At 67.0% G+C, this 20,142-nt stretch carries 16 protein-coding genes; 3 read left to right on the top strand and 13 right to left on the bottom strand.

Going from position 1 to position 20,142, the window contains the following annotated elements:
- Positions 1 to 67 precede the first annotated feature (67 nt).
- The 8 genes from OVY01_RS16575 to OVY01_RS16540 form a co-directional block, all read right to left on the bottom strand.
- Positions 68 to 2,329 (bottom strand): oligopeptide/dipeptide ABC transporter ATP-binding protein, encoded by a 2,262-nt coding sequence (locus OVY01_RS16575; protein ID WP_267848677.1) that lies wholly within the window; start codon positions 2,327 to 2,329, stop codon positions 68 to 70.
- Positions 2,326 to 3,189 carry an ABC transporter permease gene (locus OVY01_RS16570; protein WP_267848676.1) on the bottom strand — a complete coding sequence of 288 codons (864 nt, stop codon included), beginning with the start codon at positions 3,187 to 3,189 and terminating at the stop codon, positions 2,326 to 2,328. The genes OVY01_RS16575 and OVY01_RS16570 overlap by 4 nt, the downstream gene beginning before the upstream one ends.
- Positions 3,186 to 4,205, bottom strand: a complete 1,020-nt coding sequence (locus OVY01_RS16565) for an ABC transporter permease (RefSeq protein ID WP_267848675.1) — start codon at positions 4,203 to 4,205, stop codon at positions 3,186 to 3,188. Before OVY01_RS16565 ends, OVY01_RS16570 begins: the two co-directional genes overlap by 4 nt.
- Complete coding sequence (locus OVY01_RS16560) at positions 4,192 to 5,913, bottom strand: ABC transporter substrate-binding protein (protein WP_267848674.1); 1,722 nt, start codon at positions 5,911 to 5,913, stop codon at positions 4,192 to 4,194. Before OVY01_RS16560 ends, OVY01_RS16565 begins: the two co-directional genes overlap by 14 nt.
- Before the next feature lie 43 nt (positions 5,914 to 5,956).
- Positions 5,957 to 8,062 carry an elongation factor G gene (gene fusA / locus OVY01_RS16555; RefSeq protein WP_267848673.1) on the bottom strand — a complete coding sequence of 702 codons (2,106 nt, stop codon included), beginning with the start codon at positions 8,060 to 8,062 and terminating at the stop codon, positions 5,957 to 5,959.
- Between the two features lie 76 nt (positions 8,063 to 8,138).
- On the bottom strand, positions 8,139 to 8,723 hold the full coding sequence (locus tag OVY01_RS16550) for a DUF192 domain-containing protein (RefSeq protein ID WP_432422267.1): 585 nt from the start codon (positions 8,721 to 8,723) through the stop codon (positions 8,139 to 8,141).
- A gap of 154 nt (positions 8,724 to 8,877) precedes the next feature.
- Positions 8,878 to 9,069: a hypothetical protein gene (locus OVY01_RS16545; protein ID WP_267848672.1), complete on the bottom strand. Its 192-nt coding sequence runs from the start codon at positions 9,067 to 9,069 to the stop codon at positions 8,878 to 8,880.
- 109 nt (positions 9,070 to 9,178) lie between these two features.
- Entirely contained in the window at positions 9,179 to 9,802 is a 624-nt protein-coding gene (locus OVY01_RS16540; protein ID WP_267848671.1) for a pseudouridine synthase, read from the bottom strand.
- A gap of 150 nt (positions 9,803 to 9,952) precedes the next feature.
- Here OVY01_RS16540 and icd point away from each other — a divergent pair, with 150 nt between their 5' ends.
- The gene (gene icd / locus OVY01_RS16535) at positions 9,953 to 11,209 is read left to right on the top strand and encodes an NADP-dependent isocitrate dehydrogenase (protein WP_267848670.1); all 1,257 of its coding nucleotides are present in this window, start codon (positions 9,953 to 9,955) and stop codon (positions 11,207 to 11,209) included.
- An 81-nt stretch (positions 11,210 to 11,290) separates the two neighbouring features.
- Here the strand turns inward: icd and OVY01_RS16530 are convergent, their stop codons facing one another.
- Positions 11,291 to 11,497, bottom strand: coding sequence for a cold-shock protein (locus OVY01_RS16530; RefSeq protein WP_267848669.1), 207 nt, complete (start codon positions 11,495 to 11,497; stop codon positions 11,291 to 11,293).
- Positions 11,498 to 11,975: 478 nt separating this feature from the next.
- Here OVY01_RS16530 and clpS point away from each other — a divergent pair, with 478 nt between their 5' ends.
- On the top strand, positions 11,976 to 12,290 hold the full coding sequence (gene clpS, locus OVY01_RS16525) for an ATP-dependent Clp protease adapter ClpS (RefSeq protein WP_267848668.1): 315 nt from the start codon (positions 11,976 to 11,978) through the stop codon (positions 12,288 to 12,290).
- Positions 12,287 to 14,584 carry an ATP-dependent Clp protease ATP-binding subunit ClpA gene (gene clpA, locus OVY01_RS16520; protein ID WP_267848667.1) on the top strand — a complete coding sequence of 766 codons (2,298 nt, stop codon included), beginning with the start codon at positions 12,287 to 12,289 and terminating at the stop codon, positions 14,582 to 14,584. The genes clpS and clpA overlap by 4 nt, the downstream gene beginning before the upstream one ends.
- 172 nt (positions 14,585 to 14,756) lie before the next feature.
- Here the strand turns inward: clpA and dut are convergent, their stop codons facing one another.
- Genes dut through ileS form a run of 4 tightly spaced genes read right to left on the bottom strand, consistent with a single transcriptional unit; the run spans position 14,757 to position 19,807 of the window.
- Positions 14,757 to 15,197, bottom strand: a complete 441-nt coding sequence (dut, locus tag OVY01_RS16515; protein WP_267848666.1) for a dUTP diphosphatase — start codon at positions 15,195 to 15,197, stop codon at positions 14,757 to 14,759.
- On the bottom strand, positions 15,187 to 16,440 hold the full coding sequence (coaBC, locus tag OVY01_RS16510; protein ID WP_267848665.1) for a bifunctional phosphopantothenoylcysteine decarboxylase/phosphopantothenate--cysteine ligase CoaBC: 1,254 nt from the start codon (positions 16,438 to 16,440) through the stop codon (positions 15,187 to 15,189). Before coaBC ends, dut begins: the two co-directional genes overlap by 11 nt.
- A 23-nt stretch (positions 16,441 to 16,463) precedes the next feature.
- Positions 16,464 to 17,006 (bottom strand): signal peptidase II, encoded by a 543-nt coding sequence (lspA, locus tag OVY01_RS16505; protein WP_267848664.1) that lies wholly within the window; start codon positions 17,004 to 17,006, stop codon positions 16,464 to 16,466.
- Positions 17,006 to 19,807 (bottom strand): isoleucine--tRNA ligase, encoded by a 2,802-nt coding sequence (ileS, locus tag OVY01_RS16500; RefSeq protein WP_267848869.1) that lies wholly within the window; start codon positions 19,805 to 19,807, stop codon positions 17,006 to 17,008. The genes lspA and ileS overlap by 1 nt, the downstream gene beginning before the upstream one ends.
- Positions 19,808 to 20,142 lie beyond the last annotated feature (335 nt).

The raw sequence follows: 20,142 nt of genomic DNA, 5'->3' as shown, positions 1-20,142 counted from the left end.
ACAGGTGCTATGCCTGCCCGTGAAGCGTGAAGGAAAACGGATCAGTGGGCGGGAAAACGCGCCGCCGTCATGAGGTGGCGCCTGGCAATTCCGCCACCGGCAGATGACAGGCAAGCTGATGTCCGGGCGTCAGGTCGGCCAGCGGCGGGGCGACGTCGCGGCAGCGCGCGCCGAGCGATAACGGGCAGGACGGCTCGAACGCGCATCCCGGTCCATCCATCCGGCGATGCGCCGCGGCGGGTGCTTCCGGCGCGGCGGGCGGCGCGACCGCTACAGCCGCTACAGCCGCTACAACTGCTTCAGTTGCTTCAGCCGCTGCGCGCGAATCCTGCGCGAGGACCGGGGCACCCGCCGCGCTGCCCGGGTTTCCGCCGCCGCGCCGGTGCGCGGCCAGCAGTTGCGCGGTGTAGGGGTGCCGCGGGCCGGCCAGCACGTCGTCGAGCGGGCCGATTTCGATCAGGCGACCGCGATACAGTACCGCGATCCGGTCGGCGAGATAGCGGATCACGTCCAGGTCGTGCGAGATGAACAGCAGGCTCACGGCGCGCTGGCGTTGCAGGGCGGTCAGCAGATTGAGGATCGCGGCCTGCACGGAGACGTCGAGCGCCGAGGTCGGTTCGTCGCAGATGACCACGCGCGGCTCCCCGGCGAAGGCGCGCGCGATCGCGACGCGTTGCTTGAGTCCGCCGGAGAGTGCCGCGCTGCGGGCGTCGAGAACGTCCGCCGGCAGGCGCACCGCGGCGAGCAACGCGGTCAGCGTCCGCTGCCGCGCGGCACGGCGCGCCAGGGCATCGGCGCGCCGCCACCCGTGCCATGGGCGCGCCGGTTCGAGTGCACGGATCGCGCGTGCGACCAGGCGGCGCACGGTCCAGGCACGATTGAGCGCGCTGTCGGGATTCTGAAAAATCACTTGTAACGCACGGATCTGCCGCGCGCTGCGCTGCGTCACGCGCGACGCGACGCGTTCGCCGTCGATGGCGATGTCGCCGCCGGCGTCGGGGCTTTCGAGGCCGAGCAGCAGGCGCGCGAGCGTCGATTTCCCGCTGCCCGATTCGCCGATGAGTCCGAGCGTTTCACCCGGCCATAAATCGAACGAGAGGCGTTCGACCGCGGTGAAGGAGCCGTCCCGTGTGTCGAAGGTCTTGCTCAGGTCGGTAACGCGCAGGGCGGGGGACGCCGCGCGCCCGACGTCCGGCGCGGCGGACGCCGGGTGCGAAGGGGCAAGCGGTGCCGACGCCGCTATCGGCGGCAGCGCCGCGGCTTCGGCGTGGTAGTGGCAGCGGCTGGTGTGTTCGGGCGCGTCGGACGGCGCGGACCCGGCGTCGGCCGCGATGCCGTGCGAGGTCGCGTCTCCGGTCCGGTCGACCCGGTACGGCGGCGGGGCGTCGCTCCGGCAGCGCGCTCGCGCGAGGGTGCAGCGGTCGGCGAAGATACAGGCGGCCGGGCGGGTGCCGATGGGGGGCAGCGCGCCCGGAATCGTCTCGAGCGGCTGCCCGTCCCGGCGCCGGCCATGCGGCAGGCAGCGCAGCAGTCCCACGGTGTACGGATGGCGAGGCCCGTGCAGGACGGCGGCCACGGTCCCTTCCTCCACCAGCTCGCCGGCGTACAGCACGCCTACCCGGTCGCACATCGCCTCGATCACGGCCAGGTCGTGGCTGATGAACAGCATCGCGATCGCCTGCTCGCGGCGGATCTCGCGCAGCAGATCGAGAATGTCGGCCGCGACCGTGGCATCGAGACCGGTTGTCGGTTCGTCGAGGATCAGCAGGGCGGGCTGCGTGGCGAGTGCCATCGCGATGACCACGCGCTGTTGCATGCCGCCCGAAAGCTGATGCGGGTAACACGCCAGCACCCGCGCCGGATCGTCGAAGCGCACCCGCCGGAGCATCGCCGCGGCGCGGGTGTCGGCGGCGTGCGCATCGTCCGCGGCCGCGAACGCCTCGCGCAGCTGGACGCCGATGCGTAGCGAAGGATTCAACGCGCGCGCGGCGTCCTGGTAGACCATCGATACCGTATGGGCGCGCAGGCGCCGCAGCGCGGCGGCATCGAGCGTGTCGAGCGCCTGACCGGCGATCCGGATGCGACCGCCGGTTTGCCGTCCGCCCGCGGGCAGGTAGCGCACCGCCGCCAGCGCGACCGTCGATTTGCCGCAGCCCGATTCTCCCACCAGCCCATACGCCTCGCCGGGAGCGATACGCAGCGACAGCGCGTGTAGAACGTCGCGCGTCGCGCCGCGGACGCGATAGCTCACCGTCACCGCGTCGAAACACAGCGCGGCGTCGCGGCCGGTCGGGGCTGGAAAAGACGGAACAGGCGGGGAAACGCTCATCGGGTCACCGTGCGTTGCAGTGCGTCGGCGACCAGATTCACGCCGATGACCAGCGAGGCCGTGGCGGCGGCGCTGAACGCCACCGTCCACCAGGCGCCGCCGGCGAGCAGGGTGTAGTTCTCGGACAGCGTCAGGCCCCAGTCGGCGGAAGGCGGCTGCGTGCCGAAACCCAGAAAGGACAGCGTCGCGACGGTAAAGATCGCGTAGCCCAGCCGCACGGCGGCCTCGACGACGATCGGCGTCGCCACGTTCGGCAGGATTTCCGCGTACAGGATGCGCAGGGTGGATTCGCCGCGCGCCTGCGCCGCGCCGACATAGTCGAGGTGGCGCTCGGAGAGGACAGCGGCGCGCACGGTACGCGCGGTCAAGGGCGCGAAGGTCGCGCCGATCACGAGGATCATGGTCAGATCGCTGCCGCCGAGCGCGGCCAGCGCCAGCAAGGCGACGATGACCAGCGGCAAGGCCAGCAGCGCGTCGAGGATCCGGCCGATCACCTGATCGATCCAGCCGCCGAGATAGCCCCCGAGCAAACCGATGGCCGTGCCGCCCAGCGCGCCGAGCAGGGTCGCGAGCGGCGCGACCGAGAGCACGTCGCGCGCGCCGGTCAGCACCCGCGAGAAAACGTCGCGACCCAGCTGGTCGGTGCCGAACCAGTGGTGTACCGAGGGCGCCAGCAGCGCCTGGAGCGGATGCGTCGCGAACGGGTCGTAGGGGACCAGGACGGGCGCCCACAACGCGCAGACGATCCAGAACGTCACGATGGTCCCGCCCGCGACCAGCGCGGCGCGGGGCGGGCCGGCGAGGCGCTGCCGCACGTGGCGGCGCCAGGTGCCGCGGGACCGGGGGGCGGCGGCGCTCATCGGCCAGGCTCCCGCAGACGGGGATTGAACCAGCGGTGCAGGGCATCCGCGAGCAGGTTGGCGCAGATGTAGACGAGGCCGATTGCCAGCACGCCGGCTTCGAGCATCGGAAAATCGCGCGCCTGTGCCGCCTGGAAAATCAGGCTGCCGATCCCCTGGTAATGAAAGATGGTTTCGACCACCACCAGCCCGCCGATCAGATAGCCGAGCTGCGTCGTCGCCACCGTGACCGTCGGCAGCAGGGCATTGCGCAGGACATGGCGCAGGATCACGGTACGCATCGGCAGGCCCTTGAGCACCGCCGTGCGCGTGTAGTCCGCGGCCAGCGCCTCGAGCGTGCCGGCGCGGGCGATCCGCGCGATATAGCCGAAGTACACCATGACCAGCGGCAGCGCCGGCATGAGCAGATGGCGCAGCTGCTCCGGCAGCGACGTGCCGGGCGGCACGCCCGCCGAGACCGGCAGCCAGTGCAGGCCTACGCCGAAGATCAGGATCAGCGCGATCGACGAAATGAATTCCGGAACCACGGTGGCCGCGAGCCCGAGCAGGGTCAGCAGCCGGTCGGCCCAGCGGCCCTGGCGCATCGCTGCCCAGACGCCGCCGGCGATGCCCAACGGCACTACCAGCGCGAAGGCGAGCAGGCCGAGACGCGCCGAATGCGCGAGGGCGTCGAACAGGTAGGACGCCACCGGCGCCCGATAGGACGTGGACTGGCCCAGGTCGCCGTGCAGCAGGCGCGCCAGCCATGCGCCGTACTGTTGCAGCAACGGCCGGTCGACGCCCAGCTGGTGATTCATCGCGGCCACCGCGCGCGGGTCGGCCAGCGGCCCCAGCACGGCGCGGCCGACGTTGCCGGGCAGCCACTGGCCGGCGGCGAAGACCATCATCGACAGCAGCCACAGCGTCAGCAAGGCGCCGCCCACGCGCAGCGCGGCGCGACGGCCGGCCGCGCGCCAGACGCGCCCGACGCGCCGTGCCGGCCGGAAACGGTCCGCAGACACCTCACCCGCGCGCATGGCGTTCTCCCGGCGCGGCCCACCCCGCGCCCGCCAGCAGCAGCTGGGTGATGGCGGTGAAGCGGACCCCTTGCAGATCGGCCCGCAGCGCCAGCATGGCATCGAAGAAATATGCGACGATGATCGGGGTTTCGTCGAGAAGCAACCGGCCGATTTCCGTGGCCAGCATCTGTTGCTCCGACAAGGCGAGCGCTGCGCCATAACGCGCCAGCAGCGCGTCGTAGCGGGGATTGCGAAAGCGCGCGGCGTTCCATGCACCCTGGCTCGACAAGGTGGCGTTCAGGAAGACGTTCGGCACGCCGCGGTGACCGTAGTCGGTGATGCCGATCGTCGAATCGAGCCAGTCGGACTGACCGCGCACGGCGGCGCCGTAATAGGCGGACTGGCTCTCGATGCGCAGGCGCAGGTCGATGCCCGCCGACTGCGCGGCGTTCTGCAGCAATACCGCGTAGTCGGGCATCTCCATGAATTTCTCGGTCACCAGGGTTGCGCGCGGCCGTTGGCCGGGCACTGCCGCGGCAAGCCGGGCACGCGCACCGGGCGGATCGATGTCGCGCTGCGGCAGCGTGGCGGGCGATGTCGGGAATACGGGTGCGAAAGGGCTGTCGTTGCCGCGCTGCGCCCGGTCCAGGAAGATGCCCTCGACGATCGCCGCGCGGTCGATCGACAGCGCCAGCGCCTGGCGCACGCGCTTGTCCGCGAACGGGCCGGCGTCGCAGCGCATGTGCACCTGACGATGCGAACTGGAGCGCACCGCCTGTACCTTGTAGCGCGGGTGATCGAGCAGGGCGCGGCCGCCCTGGATCGCGAAGTTGACGACGATGTCGGCGTCGTCGCCCTGTAGCGCGAGAATTTGCGACTGTTGGTCGGCGTAGAAGCCGAAGACAACGCGCTCCGGCAGCGCCGGCGCGCCCCAGTAAGCAGGATTGCGCACGAAGGATGCGCCCACGCGTGGCGTGAAATGTTCGAGCCGAAACGGGCCGGTGCCGATGAAGCTCTGCTCGTAGCGTGCGGCCTGCGGGTCCGCCCGGGCGAGGCGCGCCGGCAGGATCGCGGCGTTGTAATTGTCGGACGAGACGTAATACGGGAAATTGCCGTTCGGCGCATCCAGGTGGAACGCGACCGTATGGTCGTCGAGCGCACGCGTTCCACCCTGGGACAACACGCCATTGAACACGGACAGCGCGGCGGATCCCCGCACCGTGTCGGTGAGGCGATCGAAGCTGGCGACGACGTCCGCCGCGGTCATCGTCTGCCCGTCGTGAAAGCGTACGTTGCGCCGCAGCTGGAACGTCCATACCCGCGCGGTGGCATCGGGAAACCAGGCGAGCGCCAGGGCCGGACGCAGGGTGAGGGTATCGCCATCGTCGTCGATCAGGAATTCGCAGGTCTGCGACAGCAGGCAGATCGATGCGGAATCCGACGCGGTGACGGGGTCGATGGCGCTCGTCGGCGTCAGGTTGGCGACGCGGATCGTCGCGCCGGGGCGGGGCGCGGGGCGGGCGCGCGCGGCCTCTCCCGTATCGACCGCGCTGGCCGCGGCATGCGTCGGTGACGCGACGATGGCGGCGGCGAGCCCGGACAGGCCCGTCGCGGCCGCATAGCGCAGCGCGGTACGACGGTCCACGCGCCCCGCGCGCCACGCGTCGAGCGCATCGTGCAGCAAGGCCTGTTCGAGCCCGTGCCGCACGGTGCCATCCGGCTTCATCGGCGCGCCGCCGGTCCGCACCGCCGCCGCGGGGGTTTCCGGGTCATTTCGTTTTCGCGTTGATGATCGCGTCGGCGACGTTCTTCGGCGCTTCGGAGTAGTGCTTGAACTCCATCGAGTAGGTTGCCCGGCCCTGGCTCAGCGAGCGCAGCGATGTCGAGTAGCCGAACATCTCCGCAAGCGGTACTTCGGCCCGCACCACCTTGCCGCCGCCGCCCGCGATATCCTCCATGCCCTGGACGATGCCGCGGCGCGAGGACAGGTCGCCCATCACGTTGCCCATGAATTCCTCGGGCGTCTCGACCTCGACGGCCATCGACGGTTCGAGCAGCACGGGTTTGGCGCGGCGCATGCCTTCCTTGAACGCCATCGAACCGGCCATGCGGAACGCGTTCTCGTTCGAGTCGACGTCATGGTACGAGCCGAAGAACAGCGTGACCTTGACGTCCACGACCGGATAGCCGGCCAGCACGCCGGCCTTCAGCGTTTCCTGGATGCCCTTGTCGACCGCCGGAATGTACTCGCGCGGCACCACGCCGCCCTTCACCGCGTCGACGAACTCATAGCCCTTGCCCTGTTCGGACGGCTCGACCTTGATGACGACATGCCCGTACTGGCCGCGGCCGCCCGACTGCTTGACGAACTTGCCCTCGACATCGTCGGCGACCGCCCGAATCGTTTCGCGATAGGCGACCTGCGGCTTGCCGACCGTCGCCTCGACGTTGAACTCGCGCCGCATCCGGTCGACCAGGATTTCGAGATGCAGTTCGCCCATCCCGGAAATGATCGTCTGGCCCGACTCTTCGTCCGACGCGACGCGAAACGACGGATCTTCCTGCGCCAGGCGGTTCAGCGCGATGCCCATCTTTTCCTGGTCGGCCTTGGTCTTCGGCTCGACCGCCTGCGAGATCACCGGTTCGGGGAAGATCATCCTTTCCAGGATGATGACGGCGTCCGGGTCGCACAGCGTGTCGCCGGTGGTTGCTTCCTTCAGACCCACCGCCGCGGCGATGTCGCCGGCGAACACTTCCTTGATTTCCTCGCGCTCGTTGGCGTGCATCAGCAGAATGCGGCCCAGGCGCTCCTTCTTTTCCTTGACCGAGTTGTAGACCGAGTCGCCCGACTTGACCCAGCCCGAATAGACCCGGAAGAAGATCAACTGGCCGACGAAAGGGTCGGTCATGATCTTGAAGGCGAGCGCCGAGAATTTCTCGTCGTCGGCCGCGCGGCGTTCGGCCGGTTGATCGTTTTCAAGCACGCCCGTGACCGGCGGCACGTCGACCGGCGACGGCATGTAGTCGAGCACCGCGTCGAGCATCGCCTGCACGCCCTTGTTCTTGAACGCGCTGCCGCACAGCATCGGCATGATCTCGCCCGCGATGGTGCGCGTGCGCAGGCCCTGCATGATTTCGGCCTCGCTCAGCGCCTCGCCGCCCAGATACTTGTCGAGCAGCGTCTCGTCGGCCTCGGCTGCCGCCTCGATCATCTTCTCGCGCCATTCGTCGGCGAGGTCCTGCAATTCGGCCGGAATGTCGCCGTAGGTGAATTTCACGCCCTGCGACGCGTCGTCCCAGATGATCGCCTTCATCTTGACCAGATCGACGACACCCTGGAAATGGTCCTCGGCGCCTACCGGAATCTGGATGGGCACCGGCGTGCCCTTCAGGCGGTCGATGATCTGCTGATGCACGCGGAAGAAATCCGCGCCCACCCGGTCCATCTTGTTGACGAAGGCAAGGCGCGGCACGTGATATTTGTTGGCCTGGCGCCAGACGGTCTCGGACTGCGGCTGCACCCCGCCGACCGAGTCGTACACCATGCAGGCGCCGTCGAGGACGCGCATCGAACGCTCGACCTCGATCGTGAAATCGACGTGTCCCGGCGTATCGATGATGTTGATGCGGTGTTCGGGATAATTTCCCGCCATCCCCTTCCAGAAGGTGGTGGTGGCCGCCGACGTGATGGTGATGCCGCGCTCCTGTTCCTGCTCCATCCAGTCCATCGTCGCCGCGCCTTCGTGCACTTCGCCGATCTTGTGGTTGACGCCGGTGTAGAACAGGATGCGCTCGGTGGTCGTCGTCTTGCCGGCGTCGATGTGCGCGCTGATGCCGATGTTGCGGTAGCGCTCGATGGGAGTCTTGCGGGCCACGGCGTATCTCCAACCTGTCGAAAAATCCACTGTACCGCAGTTCAGCGGAGCACGAAGGCGGGACGCGCCGCGGGCGTCATTGGCCGCCGCTCAGGCCCTTGATCTGCATGCCGGGGCGGATGCCGTGCTTCGTGAACCAGCCCTGCTCCATTTCCAGCGCGTAGCGGCCGGCACGGGTCGGGCAGTGGTTGTTCTCGGTTTCCGCGGCCATCTCGTCGATGTCGCTGATCGTGCCGTCGTCGCCCATGAAGGCGATCGACAGGGGAATGAGCGTGTTCTTCATCCAGAAGCAATGGCCGGCGCGCTCGTCGAACACGAACAGCATGCCGGAGTTCGGCGCCAGCGATTTACGGTACATCAGACCCTGCTCGCGGTCGGCGTCGTTGGCGGCGACTTCCGCATGGATCAGATTCAGCCCGACGCTCAACTGCACGGTGGGGAACTCGCCCGGCTGTTTGATCGGGCGATCCGCCGGACCCAGCGGTTGCGCGAGCGCCGCCATGCTGCCGCCCAGCGCGAGGGCAGCGAACGTCACCGCGGCGGCGCGGCGCAGGGCGCGCAGGAGCGGGCGCCGCGAAGAGGGGGACCGATCGGCGCGAACGCCGGCATCGAGATTGACGCGCGAGGCGCCGCTGGCGGCAGGGACATGCAGAACATTCAAGACCGGTCTCCGGCTGATGGGGGGCGGCTTCATCTTACTGCACGCCCGGCGACGCGCTCAAAAAAAAAGCGGACACGCATTCGTATCCGCTCGTCAACGGCCGTCACTGCGGCCGGTGCAACTGTACAGCTCGTAGTTCGCTTGCCGACGACGCTTATTGCGCAGCCGATGCGGCTTCCACAGCCGATGCCTTCTTGGCCGACTTGGCCTTGTGCGTCGTGTGCTTCTTCACCGTCTTCGTCGACGATGCGGCAGCCGGGGTGCTGGCTGCGTCGGAAGCCGGAGCTTGAGCGAACGCAGCAGTTGCGAACAGGCCGGCGATCAGCGCAGCGATCAATTTGTTCATGTCTTCCTCGATCTATCGATTTGGTGGCGACAGCCGCGTTTTGCGGCCTGTCATAGCGATAAACGGGACAGCGTGCGTTTGGTTGACAGCCGGAACGGAAATTTCTCCCTTATTTCCTGCGAGCCCGATTCGCGCGGGGCGTGCCACGCGGCGTCGCACGCGGTTCGGACAGCTCGCCCCAGGGCGCCGTCGCCGGTAGTACGGTAGATTCTCCCGGTCGCAGCCCCATGGCGAACAGGTCGAGCGCGCCGATGCCCACCCGCACGAGACGCAGCGTCGGATGGCCGATGGCCGCGGTCATTCGCCGTACCTGACGGTTCTTGCCCTCGTGAATCGCGATCTCTAGCCAAGGCGCGGGAATCGCCGCACGGTACCGGATCGGCGGATCGCGGTCCCACAGGCCGGCGGGCGTTTCCAGCCGGGTGACGGTGGCCGGGGCCGTGGTGAAATCGCCAAGATCGACGCCGGTGGCCAGGCGGGCGAGCGCCGCATCGGAGGGCAGGCCGTCGACCTGCGCCCAATACCGTTTCACCAGCTTGCGGCGCGGTTCCGCGATGCGCGCCTGCAACGCGCCATCGTCGGTGAGGAGCAGCAGACCCTCGCTGTCGACGTCGAGCCGGCCCGCCGCGTAGACACCCGGGACCGCGATGTGGCTGGCGAGCGTCGGACGCGTCTCATGCGGCGAGAACTGGCAGATCGTGCCGTAAGGCTTGTTGAGCGCAATCAGGGGCATGATATCGAGAGGAGACGCGCAAGCGAACGGGCGTCGCGGCGGTGCGTGAAGATGTCGCCGCGGCCGCTGCCCGTGTCAAACGCAATGGGCGCGTAAAATAGCATGAAAACAAGGGCGGTCCGGCCCGCAATCCACTATTGGAGTCGCCTCATGTCGTACCAGCACATCAAGGTTCCCGAGAACGGCCAGCCGATCACCGCGCGCGAGGATCATTCGCTCGAGGTTTCGGATCAGCCGATCATCCCCTATATAGAAGGGGATGGCATCGGCGCGGACATCACGCCGGTCATGATGGCGGTGGTCGACGCGGCGGTGGCGAATTCCTATCGGGGCGAACGCCGGATCCACTGGATGGAAATCTTCGCGGGCGAAAAAGCCACACGGGTTTACGGGCCGGGCGTGTGGCTTCCGGACGAAACCGTGCAGGCGCTGCGCGAGTATCTGGTCGCCATCAAAGGGCCGCTGACGACCCCGATCGGCACCGGCATTCGGTCGTTGAATGTGGCGCTGCGGCAACAGCTCGACCTGTATGTCTGCCTGCGGCCGGTGCAGTACTTCAAGGGGGTCCCGTCGCCGATGCGCGAGCCGGAAAAAACCGACATGGTGGTGTTTCGGGAAAATTCGGAGGACATCTACGCGGGCATCGAGTGGGCGGCCGGGACGCCGGAAGCGGAAAAAATGATCCGTTTTCTGCGCGAGGAGATGGGCGTCACGCAGATTCGTTTCCCGGACACCTCGTCGATCGGCATCAAGCCCGTGTCCCGTGAAGGCACCGAAAGACTGGTGCGCAAGGCCATCCAGTACGCGATCGATCACGACCGCAAGTCGGTGACGCTCGTGCACAAGGGCAACATCATGAAGTTCACCGAAGGCGCGTTTCGCGATTGGGGCTATGCGCTGGCCCGCGCGGAATTCGGCGGCGAACTGATCGATGGCGGTCCCTGGGTCAGCATCCGGCATCCCGTCCACGGCGGCGCGATCATCGTCAAGGATTCGATCGCCGATGCGTTCCTGGAGCGCACCCTGCTGCGACCGGTCGAGTACGACGTGATCGCCACGCTGAACCTGAACGGCGACTACGCGTCCGACGCGCTCGCCGCGCAGGTGGGCGGCGTGGGCATCGCGCCCGGGGCGAATCTGTCCGACACGATCGCGATTTTCGAGGCCACGCATGGTACCGCACCGAAATACGCGGGCAAGGACTACGTCAACCCGGGGTCGGAAATCCTGTCGGCGGAGATGATGCTGCGCCATATCGGCTGGACCGAGGCGGCCGATGCGATCATCGCGACGATGCAGAAGACCATCCTCCAGAAAACCGTCACCTACGATTTCGCACGCTTGATGCAGGGCGCGGAACAGGTGAGCTGCTCGGGGTTCGGTCGTGCGCTGATCGCCAACATGTAAGGGCGGCGGGGACGTGCGCCGGCTGACGGTCGCCGCGAACGGGGCATGCGGTTCTCGTTCGCGACTTCGGCTGCCCGCCGTTCAGCCACCTTCCTGGATGTTCGACGCCTGTTTTCCCTTCGGACCCTGCACCACGTCGAAAGTGACCTTCTGGCCTTCCTTCAACGTCTTGAACCCGTTCATCTGGATCGCCGAAAAGTGCGCAAACAGGTCCTCGCCCCCTTCATCCGGGGTGATGAAGCCGAACCCCTTCGCGTCGTTGAACCACTTCACCGTCCCTGTCGCCATCCCGCTTCCCCTCTGCATCAATGCCGCGCGCCGATCAGCCGAGCCCCGCGACGCTGGCGGTGCGCTTCGATCGCCGGCCGTCGCCCTCGGTGCATACGCCGAAATTTCGTTTTCGAGAAAATGCCATTTCGATTTTTGGTGCTCTTTATTCGTCTGTCAAGCGATTTTTAGCGCACACTGGGAGTGTTGACGCACGGTAACGACGGCCAAATTCCTTATGCTGGGCAGGGTATTGTGGACGCGCAGCAAGACGTCTTGAAAACGGTGATACTGTGCCCCAGATAGGGGACAGAATCCCCTCCCGAAAACATGCGGCAGGTGTGCGATACTGGGTCCCACGTGGCCGACGCAGCCTGCCGACCGTTGATCCCTGGTGTCGTCCCGCCATTTCGAAAGACCCTTGAAGCGGGTCCGAGAAACGATCCTGCCACTATCCGGTCTGGGTGGCGGGGCGACGCAAGATGTTTAGAATGGACGTATGGCGATCATCCCGAACAAGCAAGGCGGCACCGTTCTCGAGCGGCAGGAGCAGAAGCTAAAGCCGCCGTCCATGTTCAAAGTCGTTTTGTTGAACGACGATTTCACGCCGATGGAGTTCGTGATCATGGTCATTCAGCAATATTTCAACAAGGATAGGGAAACTGCGTCGCAGATCATGCTGAAGGTGCACCGCGATGGCAGGGGAATTTGTGGGGTCTTTTCGCGAGATGTCGCGGCGACCAAGGTTGAGCAAGTTGTTACACATGCACGGCAGGCGGGGCATCCCCTGCAATGCGTGATGGAGGAAGCATGATTGCCCAGGAACTGGAAGTCAGTCTGCATATGGCGTTCATGGAAGCGCGTCAGGCGCGCCATGAATTCATCACGGTCGAACATCTTCTGCTTGCGCTGCTCGACAATCCGACGGCAGCGGAAGTGCTGCGCGCCTGCGCGGCGAACATCGATGACTTGCGGCAGAACCTCCGCAATTTCATCCATGACAACACGCCGACCGTCCCCGGTACCGACGATGTCGATACCCAGCCGACGCTCGGCTTCCAGCGCGTGATCCAGCGCGCGATCATGCACGTCCAGTCGACGTCCAACGGCAAGAAGGAAGTCACCGGCGCGAACGTGCTGGTCGCGATCTTCGGCGAAAAGGACTCGCATGCGGTGTACTACCTGCAACAGCAGGGCGTCACGCGCCTGGACGTGGTGAATTTCATCTCGCACGGCATCGCCAAGGCAGGTACCGGCGAGCAGGCGAAGGCGGCGGACGCGAGCGTCGAATCCGAGGAGGGCAATGCCCAGAAGGAGACGCCGCTCGCGCAGTTCACGCAGAACCTGAACCAGTCGGCGAAAGACGGCCGGATCGACCCGCTCATCGGCCGTGAGGCCGAGGTGGAGCGCGTCGTGCAGGTACTGTGTCGCCGGCGCAAGAACAATCCCCTGCTGGTGGGCGAGGCCGGGGTCGGCAAGACGGCGATCGCCGAGGGTCTTGCCTGGCGGATCACGCGCGGCGAAGTCCCGGACATCCTCGCGGACGCGATCGTCTATTCGCTGGACATGGGCGCGCTGCTGGCCGGCACCAAGTATCGGGGCGATTTCGAGCAGCGCCTGAAGACGGTTCTCAAGGAGTTGAAGGACCGCCCGCACGCGGTGCTGTTCATCGACGAGATCCACACGCTGATCGGTGCCGGCGCGGCATCGGGCGGCACGCTGGATGCATCGAACCTGCTGAAGCCGGCGCTGTCTTCCGGCCAGCTGAAATGCATCGGCGCCACCACGTTCACCGAATACCGGGGCATCTTCGAAAAGGACGCGGCGTTGTCGCGGCGCTTCCAGAAGATCGACGTGCCGGAGCCCACCGTCGAGCAGACGGTGGCGATCCTGCGCGGGCTGAAATCGCGCTTCGAAGAGCATCACGGCGTCAAGTATTCGTCGGGTGCGCTGTCGGCGGCGGCGGAGCTGTCGGCGCGTTTCATCACCGACCGGCATCTGCCGGACAAGGCGATCGACGTGATCGACGAGGCCGGCGCGGCACAACGCATCCTGCCGAAGTCGAAGCAGAAGCGCACGATCGGCAAGTCGGAGATCGAGGACATCATCTCGAAGGTCGCCCGCGTTCCGCCACAGAGCGTGTCGCAGGACGACCGCAGCAAGCTGCAGACGCTGGACCGCGATCTGCGGGCGGTGGTGTTCGGTCAGGAACCCGCGATCGACGCGTTGTCGGCGGCGATCAAGATGGCGCGTGCCGGCCTGGGCAAGACCGACAAGCCTATCGGCTCCTTCCTGTTCTCGGGCCCGACGGGCGTGGGCAAGACCGAGGTGGCGAAGCAACTCGCCTTCACGCTGGGGATCGAACTGATCCGCTTCGACATGTCCGAGTACATGGAGCGGCATGCTGTTAGCCGCTTGATCGGCGCGCCTCCGGGTTATGTGGGGTTCGATCAGGGCGGCCTGCTGACGGAGGCCGTCACGAAAAAGCCGCACTGCGTGCTGCTGCTCGACGAAATCGAGAAGGCGCATCCGGACATCTACAACGTGCTGCTGCAGGTGATGGACCACGGCACGCTGACGGACAACAACGGTCGCAAGGCGGATTTCCGCAACGTCATCATCATCATGACGACGAACGCGGGCGCCGAGGCGATGCAGAAGTCGTCGATGGGCTTCACGAACCGCCGCGAGACGGGTGACGAACTGGCCGACATCAAGCGGATGTTCACGCCGGAGTTCCGCAACCGGCTGGACGCGATCATCAGCTTCCGTGCGCTGGACGAGGAGATCATCCTGCGCGTGGTCGACAAGTTCCTGATGCAGCTGGAAGATCAGCTGCACGAGAAGAAGGTCGACGTGCAGTTCAGCGACGCGCTGCGCAAGTTCCTCGGCAAGCACGGTTTCGATCCGCTGATGGGCGCGCGGCCGATGCAGCGTCTGATTCAGGACACGATCCGGCGCGCGCTGGCGGACGAGCTGCTGTTCGGCAAGCTGGCCAATGGCGGACGCGTTAGCGTCGATGTCGACGAGCACGACAAGGTGCAGTTGACGTTCGACGACAGCGGCGCGCCGCGCAATCCGAGCCCGGAGACGGTCGAAATCGAGTGAGTTGGTCCCGCGTCGGCCGAGGCCGGCGCGGGAAGGATGTCGACGACCGCCGCAAGCCCCTTCACGTCTTGAGCGTGAAGGGGCTTTTTTCATGCGTTGCGGCGTTGCGGCGTTGCGGCGTTGCGGGACGACGCGGCGCGCTATCCCCGCGTGGCCAGTACCGTGGACATCATCAGCCGCGGCCGGTGCTGCCGAATCCCCCGACGCCGCGCTCGCTGGCGGCGAATTCGTCGACGATCGCGAACTGCGCCTGCATGACCGGCACGATCACCAATTGCGCGAGCCGCTCGAACGGTTGCAGCACGAATGCCTCCTGGCCACGGTTCCAGGTAGAGATCATCAATTGCCCCTGATAGTCCGAATCGATCAGTCCGACCAGATTGCCGAGCACGATGCCGTGTTTGTGCCCCAGTCCGGAGCGCGGCAGGATCATCGCCGCATAGCCGGGGTCGGCGAGGTGGATCGCGAGGCCGGTGGGTACCAGGACGGTTTGCCCGGCCGCGATCGTCAGCGGCGCATCGAGACAGGCGCGCAGGTCGAGCCCGGCGCTGCCGGAGGTGGCGTAGGCGGGCGGCTGTGCCCGGGCATCGAGGATTTTGATTTCAAGCTTCATGGGAAAACGGTACGGAAGAAGCGGAAGAGGATGCGTCGAGCCGTCGCGCGATTTCCGCGACCAGCACGCGCGCGAGCGTCAGCTTGTCGCCCGCCGGCAGGGGATGCGCTCCGGCGGCATCGAACAGCACGATCTCGTTGTCGTCTTTGCCGAAGGTCAGGTGCCCCAGATTGCCGACGATGAGCGGGACGTTCTTCGACCGGCGTTTGGCCTGGGCATGCGCCTCCAGGTGCTGCGTTTCCGCGGCAAAGCCCACGCAATAGGGACCACCGGGCAGCGCCGCGACCTCCGCGAGGATGTCCGGATTCTCGGTAAAGTCGATCGCCGGCGGCCCGTTCGTGCGGCGTTTGATCTTCTCGGCGTGGGGCACGGCAGGGCGCCAGTCCGCGACCGCGGCCACCGCCACGAAAAGGTTCGCGCCGTGCACGGCGGCGAGGACGGCGGCGCGCATCTGCGCGGCGGTTTCGACATCGGTGCGCGTCACGCCCCAGGGTACCGGGAGCGCGGTCGGACCGCTGATCAGGTCGACGCGCGCGCCGGCCTCGGCGGCCGCGCGCGCGATGGCATAGCCCATCTTGCCGCTCGACCGGTTGGTGATGCCGCGCACCGGGTCGATCGGTTCGAACGTGGGGCCCGCCGTGATGACGACGCGCCGGCCGGCAAGCCGTTGCGGCTGGAACGACGCCACCAGCGCATCGCAAATCTGCCGGGGTTCGAGCATGCGGCCCTCGCCGACCTCGCCGCAGGCCTGCTCGCCGGCCGCGGGGCCGAGCACCGTTACGCCGTCGGCGCGCAATTGCGCGACATTGCGCTGGGTCGCGGGGTTCGACCACATCTGCCGGTTCATCGCCGGCACGACGCTCAACGGGCAGTCCCGGGCGATGCACAGCGTCGCGAGCAAGTCGTCCGCATGGCCATGCGCCAGACGGGCGAGGAAATCCGCCGAGGCCGGCGCGATCACGATCGCATCGGCGCGGCGCGACAAATCGATATGCGCCATGCCGTTGCCGTCCTGTTCCGCCCATTCGTCGAGCTGCACCGGGCGGCCGGTCAATGCCTGCATCGTCAACGGCGTGATGAAACGGGCCGCCGCGGCCGTCATCGCGACCTGGACCGTGGCGCCGGCCTTGACCAGCAGCCGTGCCAGTTCCGCGGTCTTGTAGCACGCGATGCCGCCCGTGAGGCCCAGCACCAGGTGACGGCCGGCCAGGGCGCCGGCGTCGCGCGGAAGAGGAGGGTTCATATCGGCCTTGTCGGACGTCTCGCTCAACGGCTGCCGCGAACGCGCCGCAATTCGTCGAACACCAGCAGCACGGCGCCGACGCAGATGGCGCTGTCGGCGAGATTGAAGGCCGGCCAGTGCCAGTGGTGCACATGGAAATCGAGGAAATCGATCACATGGCCGTAGAGTACGCGGTCGACGACGTTGCCGATCGCGCCGCCCATGATCAGCGACAGCGCGGTGGCGAACAGTTTCTGCGCGCTGTGCCGTTTCAGCAGGTAGCAGATCACGAGCGCCGCGACGATGCCCAGCGCCGTGAAGAGCCAACGCTGCCAGCCGCCCGCGGCCGCCAGGAAGCTGAAGGCGGCGCCGGGGTTGTACACCAGCACGAGATTGAAGAACCCCGTGACGACACGCCCCTCGCCGTAGCCGAAGGTATGCAGGATCGCGACCTTGCTCAACTGGTCGAGCAGGATCGCGATCACGGCGATGCCCAGCCAGGGCAGCAGGGAGCCGGCGCGCGCCGCGCCGCCTGGCGAACCGCCGGTGCGCCCGGCCGGGCCCGAAACGTTGGATTTGACGGCCATTACGCTGCGCTCCTGTTTTCACCCGCGCCGAAGAGATTGCTGAAGCATCGCCCGCACAGCGTCGGATGTGCGGGATCGATGCCGACGTCGCTGCGATGATGCCAGCATCGTTCGCATTTGGGCGCGTTCGACGTCTGGATCGTCACGGCCTGCGAAGCCTCGTCCGCCACGCGTTCGACGACGGCCTGCGAGGTGATCAGCACGAACTTGAGATCGTCGCCCAGGCTCGACAGCGCGTCGAAACGCGCGCCCGCCGCCCGCAGCAGCACGTCGGCCTGCAATGACGAGCCGATGCGGTTGTCGGTGCGGGCTTCCTCGAGTGCCTTCGTGACCTCGCCGCGCACGTCGCGCAGCAACTGCCATTTGTCGAGCAGCGCGGCGGCGTCGGCGATCTCCGGATAGGCGTGGAACAGCCCGGTGAAGATCGTCTCGCTGCGCGGGTGCAGCACCCGCCAGGCTTCCTCGGCGGTGAACGACGCGAAGGGCGACATCAATGCCAGCAAACCGTTCGCGATATGCCAGAGCGCGGTCTGCGCACCGCGGCGGGCGGGCGATGTCGGCGCCATCGTGTACAGGCGGTCCTTCAGCACGTCCAGATAGAAGCCGCCCAGGTCTTCCGAGCAGAAGGTCTGGATCGCGGCGACCACCGGGTGGAACTCGTAGCGTTCGTAGTGGGCCAGCACCTGCGCCTGCAGCGCCGCGGTGCGCGCGACCGCGTAACGGTCGATCTCCAGCCACTGTTCGGGCGGCAGCGCATCGGTGCCGGCGTCGAAATCGGAAAGGTTCGCCAGCAGGAAACGCAGCGTGTTGCGGATGCGCCGGTAGCCCTCGACCACGCGCTTGAGGATTTCGTCGGAGATCGACAGTTCGCCCGAATAGTCGGTCGACGCGACCCACAGCCGGATGATTTCGGCGCCGAGCTTGTCCGACACTTCCTGCGGGACGATCGTGTTGCCGACCGACTTCGACATCTTGCGGCCTTCGCCGTCCACCGTGAACCCGTGCGTGAGCAGGGCCTTGTACGGCGCCCGGCCATCCAGCATCGCGCCGCTGAGCAGCGACGAATGGAACCAGCCGCGATGCTGGTCCGAGCCTTCGAGATACAGGTCGGCCGGATAGGCGAGCGTGTCCTTGTGCGAGCCGCGCAGGACGTGCCAGTGCGTCGTGCCGGAATCGAACCAGACGTCGAGCGTGTCGCGGTTCTTCTCGTAGTGCGCGGCGTCGGCGCCGAGCAGCTCGGCCGGGTCCAGCTTCTGCCAGGCCTCGATACCCTGCTCCGCGACCCGATCGGCGACCTGTTCGAGCAGTTCGACCGAGCGCGGATGCAGCTCGCCCGTCTCCTTGTGCACGAAGAAGGCCATCGGCACGCCCCATTGGCGCTGGCGCGACAGCGTCCAGTCCGGACGGTTCGCGATCATGTTGAACAGCCGCTGCTTGCCCCATGCGGGAAAGAATTGCGTGGCCTCGACGCCGGCCAGCGCCGTCTCGCGCAGCGACGCGCCGCCGTCGGCGGGCGTGCGGTCCATGCCGGCGAACCACTGCGATGTCGCGCGGTAGATGATCGGCGTCTTGTGGCGCCAGCAGTGCATATAACTGTGCACGTGCGCTTCGTCGTGCCACAGCGTGCCGGCGGCGCGCAGCGTCTCGATGATCTTCGGGCCGGCTTCCCAGATCGTCAGGCCGCCGAACAGCGGCAGGCTGGTGGCGAAGTGACCGTCGCCCATCACCGGGCCGATGATGTCGTCGTCCTGCATGCCATGCGCCTTGCACGACAGGAAGTCCTCGATGCCGTAGGCCGGTGCCGAGTGAACGACGCCCGTGCCCGCGTCCAGCGTGACGTAGTCGCCCAGGTAGACGGGCGAGGTCCGCGCATAGCCCGCGTCGACCGCGGCCAGCGGATGGTGGAAACGGATGCCCGACAGTTTCTCGCCGGTGGTGACGGCCACGATCTCGCTGCCTTCGCCCAGGGCCGCCAGACCGTACTGCTTCAGCGACGGCGCGACCCGCTCGGTGGCGAAGATCAGCAGGCCGGCTGGCGTGCTGACCAGCGCGTATTCGATCTCCGGGTGCAGGTTCAGCGCCTGGTTCGACGGGATCGTCCAGGGCGTCGTCGTCCAGATGACGATCTGGCCGCTCTGGCCCGCATGGCCACCGGTATTGGCGGGCAGCGCGTCCAGGCCGAACGCCTGCGCGAGTTTTTCCGGCTCCGCGAACGGGAAGCCGACGTCGATCGCCGGGTCGGTGCGGTCCTTGTACTCGACTTCCGCCTCGGCCAGCGCCGAGCCGCAATCGAAGCACCAGTTGACCGGCTTCAGGCCGCGATAGACATAGCCCTTCTCGAGGATGCGCGCGAGGGCCCGCAGCTCGCCGGCCTCGTTCGCGAAATTCATCGTCTTGTACGGGTTGTCCCAGTCGCCCAGCACGCCGAGCCGTTCGAAATCCGCCTTCTGGCTTTCGATCTGGCCGGCCGCGTACTCGCGGGCACGGCGCTGCATCTCGGCGATCGGCAGGTTCTTGCCGAACTGCTTCTCGATCTGGATCTCGATGGGCATGCCGTGGCAGTCCCAGCCGGGCACGTAGGCGGCGTCGAAACCCGCGAGCGTGCGCGCCTTGACGATCATGTCCTTGAGGATCTTGTTGACCGCGTGTCCGAGGTGGATGGCGCCGTTCGCATAGGGCGGGCCGTCGTGCAGCACGAATTTCGGCCGGCCGGCGCTGGCGGCGCGGATCTTCTGGTAGATCTTGCGTTCCTGCCATTCCTTGACCCACAGCGGCTCGCGGCGGGGCAGGTCGCCGCGCATCGGAAACGGCGTGTCGAGCAGATTGACCGGATATTTCGATGCGGGCCTGTCCGCGTTGCGGTCGGGCTTCGGCTTCTTGCCCTGCGTATTGCCCGACTGCTTGGTCTGCGGCTTGCCTTGCGGGGTCCGCTGTTTTTCCGCCGGGTTCGCGGAAGCGGCACCATCCCGTGGCGCCGGCTGGGCGTTCGCGGCGTTCGAATCGGCTTGTTTATCGCTCATCGTTTTTTAATAGGTGGTTGACGCAAGCCGCGGCGTGGCGTTCGACCGCGGCAGGCGGGTTCGACGGGTTCGCGGCCGGAATCCGCATCGGCCGCGTCTGACGGAGCGCTTCGGCG

It is taken from the genome of Robbsia betulipollinis, assembly GCF_026624755.1.
In the GTDB taxonomy this organism is placed as follows: Bacteria; Pseudomonadota; Gammaproteobacteria; order Burkholderiales; family Burkholderiaceae; genus Robbsia; species Robbsia betulipollinis.
Note: the sequence above shows the minus strand (reverse complement) of the source record. Positions and strands in the feature narration are given on the sequence as shown.

What these genes read in the sequence shown, in the direction of transcription:
- OVY01_RS16575 (WP_267848677.1), bottom strand. Translation starts at nt 2,329, where the DNA reads ATGAGCGTTTCCCCGCCTGTTCCGTCTTTTCCAGCCCCGACCGGCCGC.
- OVY01_RS16570 (WP_267848676.1), bottom strand. Translation starts at nt 3,189, where the DNA reads ATGAGCGCCGCCGCCCCCCGGTCCCGCGGCACCTGGCGCCGCCACGTG.
- OVY01_RS16565 (WP_267848675.1), bottom strand. Translation starts at nt 4,205, where the DNA reads ATGCGCGCGGGTGAGGTGTCTGCGGACCGTTTCCGGCCGGCACGGCGC.
- OVY01_RS16560 (WP_267848674.1), bottom strand. Translation starts at nt 5,913, where the DNA reads ATGAAGCCGGATGGCACCGTGCGGCACGGGCTCGAACAGGCCTTGCTG.
- OVY01_RS16545 (WP_267848672.1), bottom strand. Translation starts at nt 9,069, where the DNA reads ATGAACAAATTGATCGCTGCGCTGATCGCCGGCCTGTTCGCAACTGCT.
- OVY01_RS16540 (WP_267848671.1), bottom strand. Translation starts at nt 9,802, where the DNA reads ATGCCCCTGATTGCGCTCAACAAGCCTTACGGCACGATCTGCCAGTTC.
- icd (WP_267848670.1), top strand. Translation starts at nt 9,953, where the DNA reads ATGTCGTACCAGCACATCAAGGTTCCCGAGAACGGCCAGCCGATCACC.
- OVY01_RS16530 (WP_267848669.1), bottom strand. Translation starts at nt 11,497, where the DNA reads ATGGCGACAGGGACGGTGAAGTGGTTCAACGACGCGAAGGGGTTCGGC.
- clpS (WP_267848668.1), top strand. Translation starts at nt 11,976, where the DNA reads ATGGCGATCATCCCGAACAAGCAAGGCGGCACCGTTCTCGAGCGGCAG.
- clpA (WP_267848667.1), top strand. Translation starts at nt 12,287, where the DNA reads ATGATTGCCCAGGAACTGGAAGTCAGTCTGCATATGGCGTTCATGGAA.
- dut (WP_267848666.1), bottom strand. Translation starts at nt 15,197, where the DNA reads ATGAAGCTTGAAATCAAAATCCTCGATGCCCGGGCACAGCCGCCCGCC.
- coaBC (WP_267848665.1), bottom strand. Translation starts at nt 16,440, where the DNA reads ATGAACCCTCCTCTTCCGCGCGACGCCGGCGCCCTGGCCGGCCGTCAC.
- lspA (WP_267848664.1), bottom strand. Translation starts at nt 17,006, where the DNA reads ATGGCCGTCAAATCCAACGTTTCGGGCCCGGCCGGGCGCACCGGCGGT.
- ileS (WP_267848869.1), bottom strand. Translation starts at nt 19,807, where the DNA reads ATGCGCGGCGACCTGCCCCGCCGCGAGCCGCTGTGGGTCAAGGAATGG.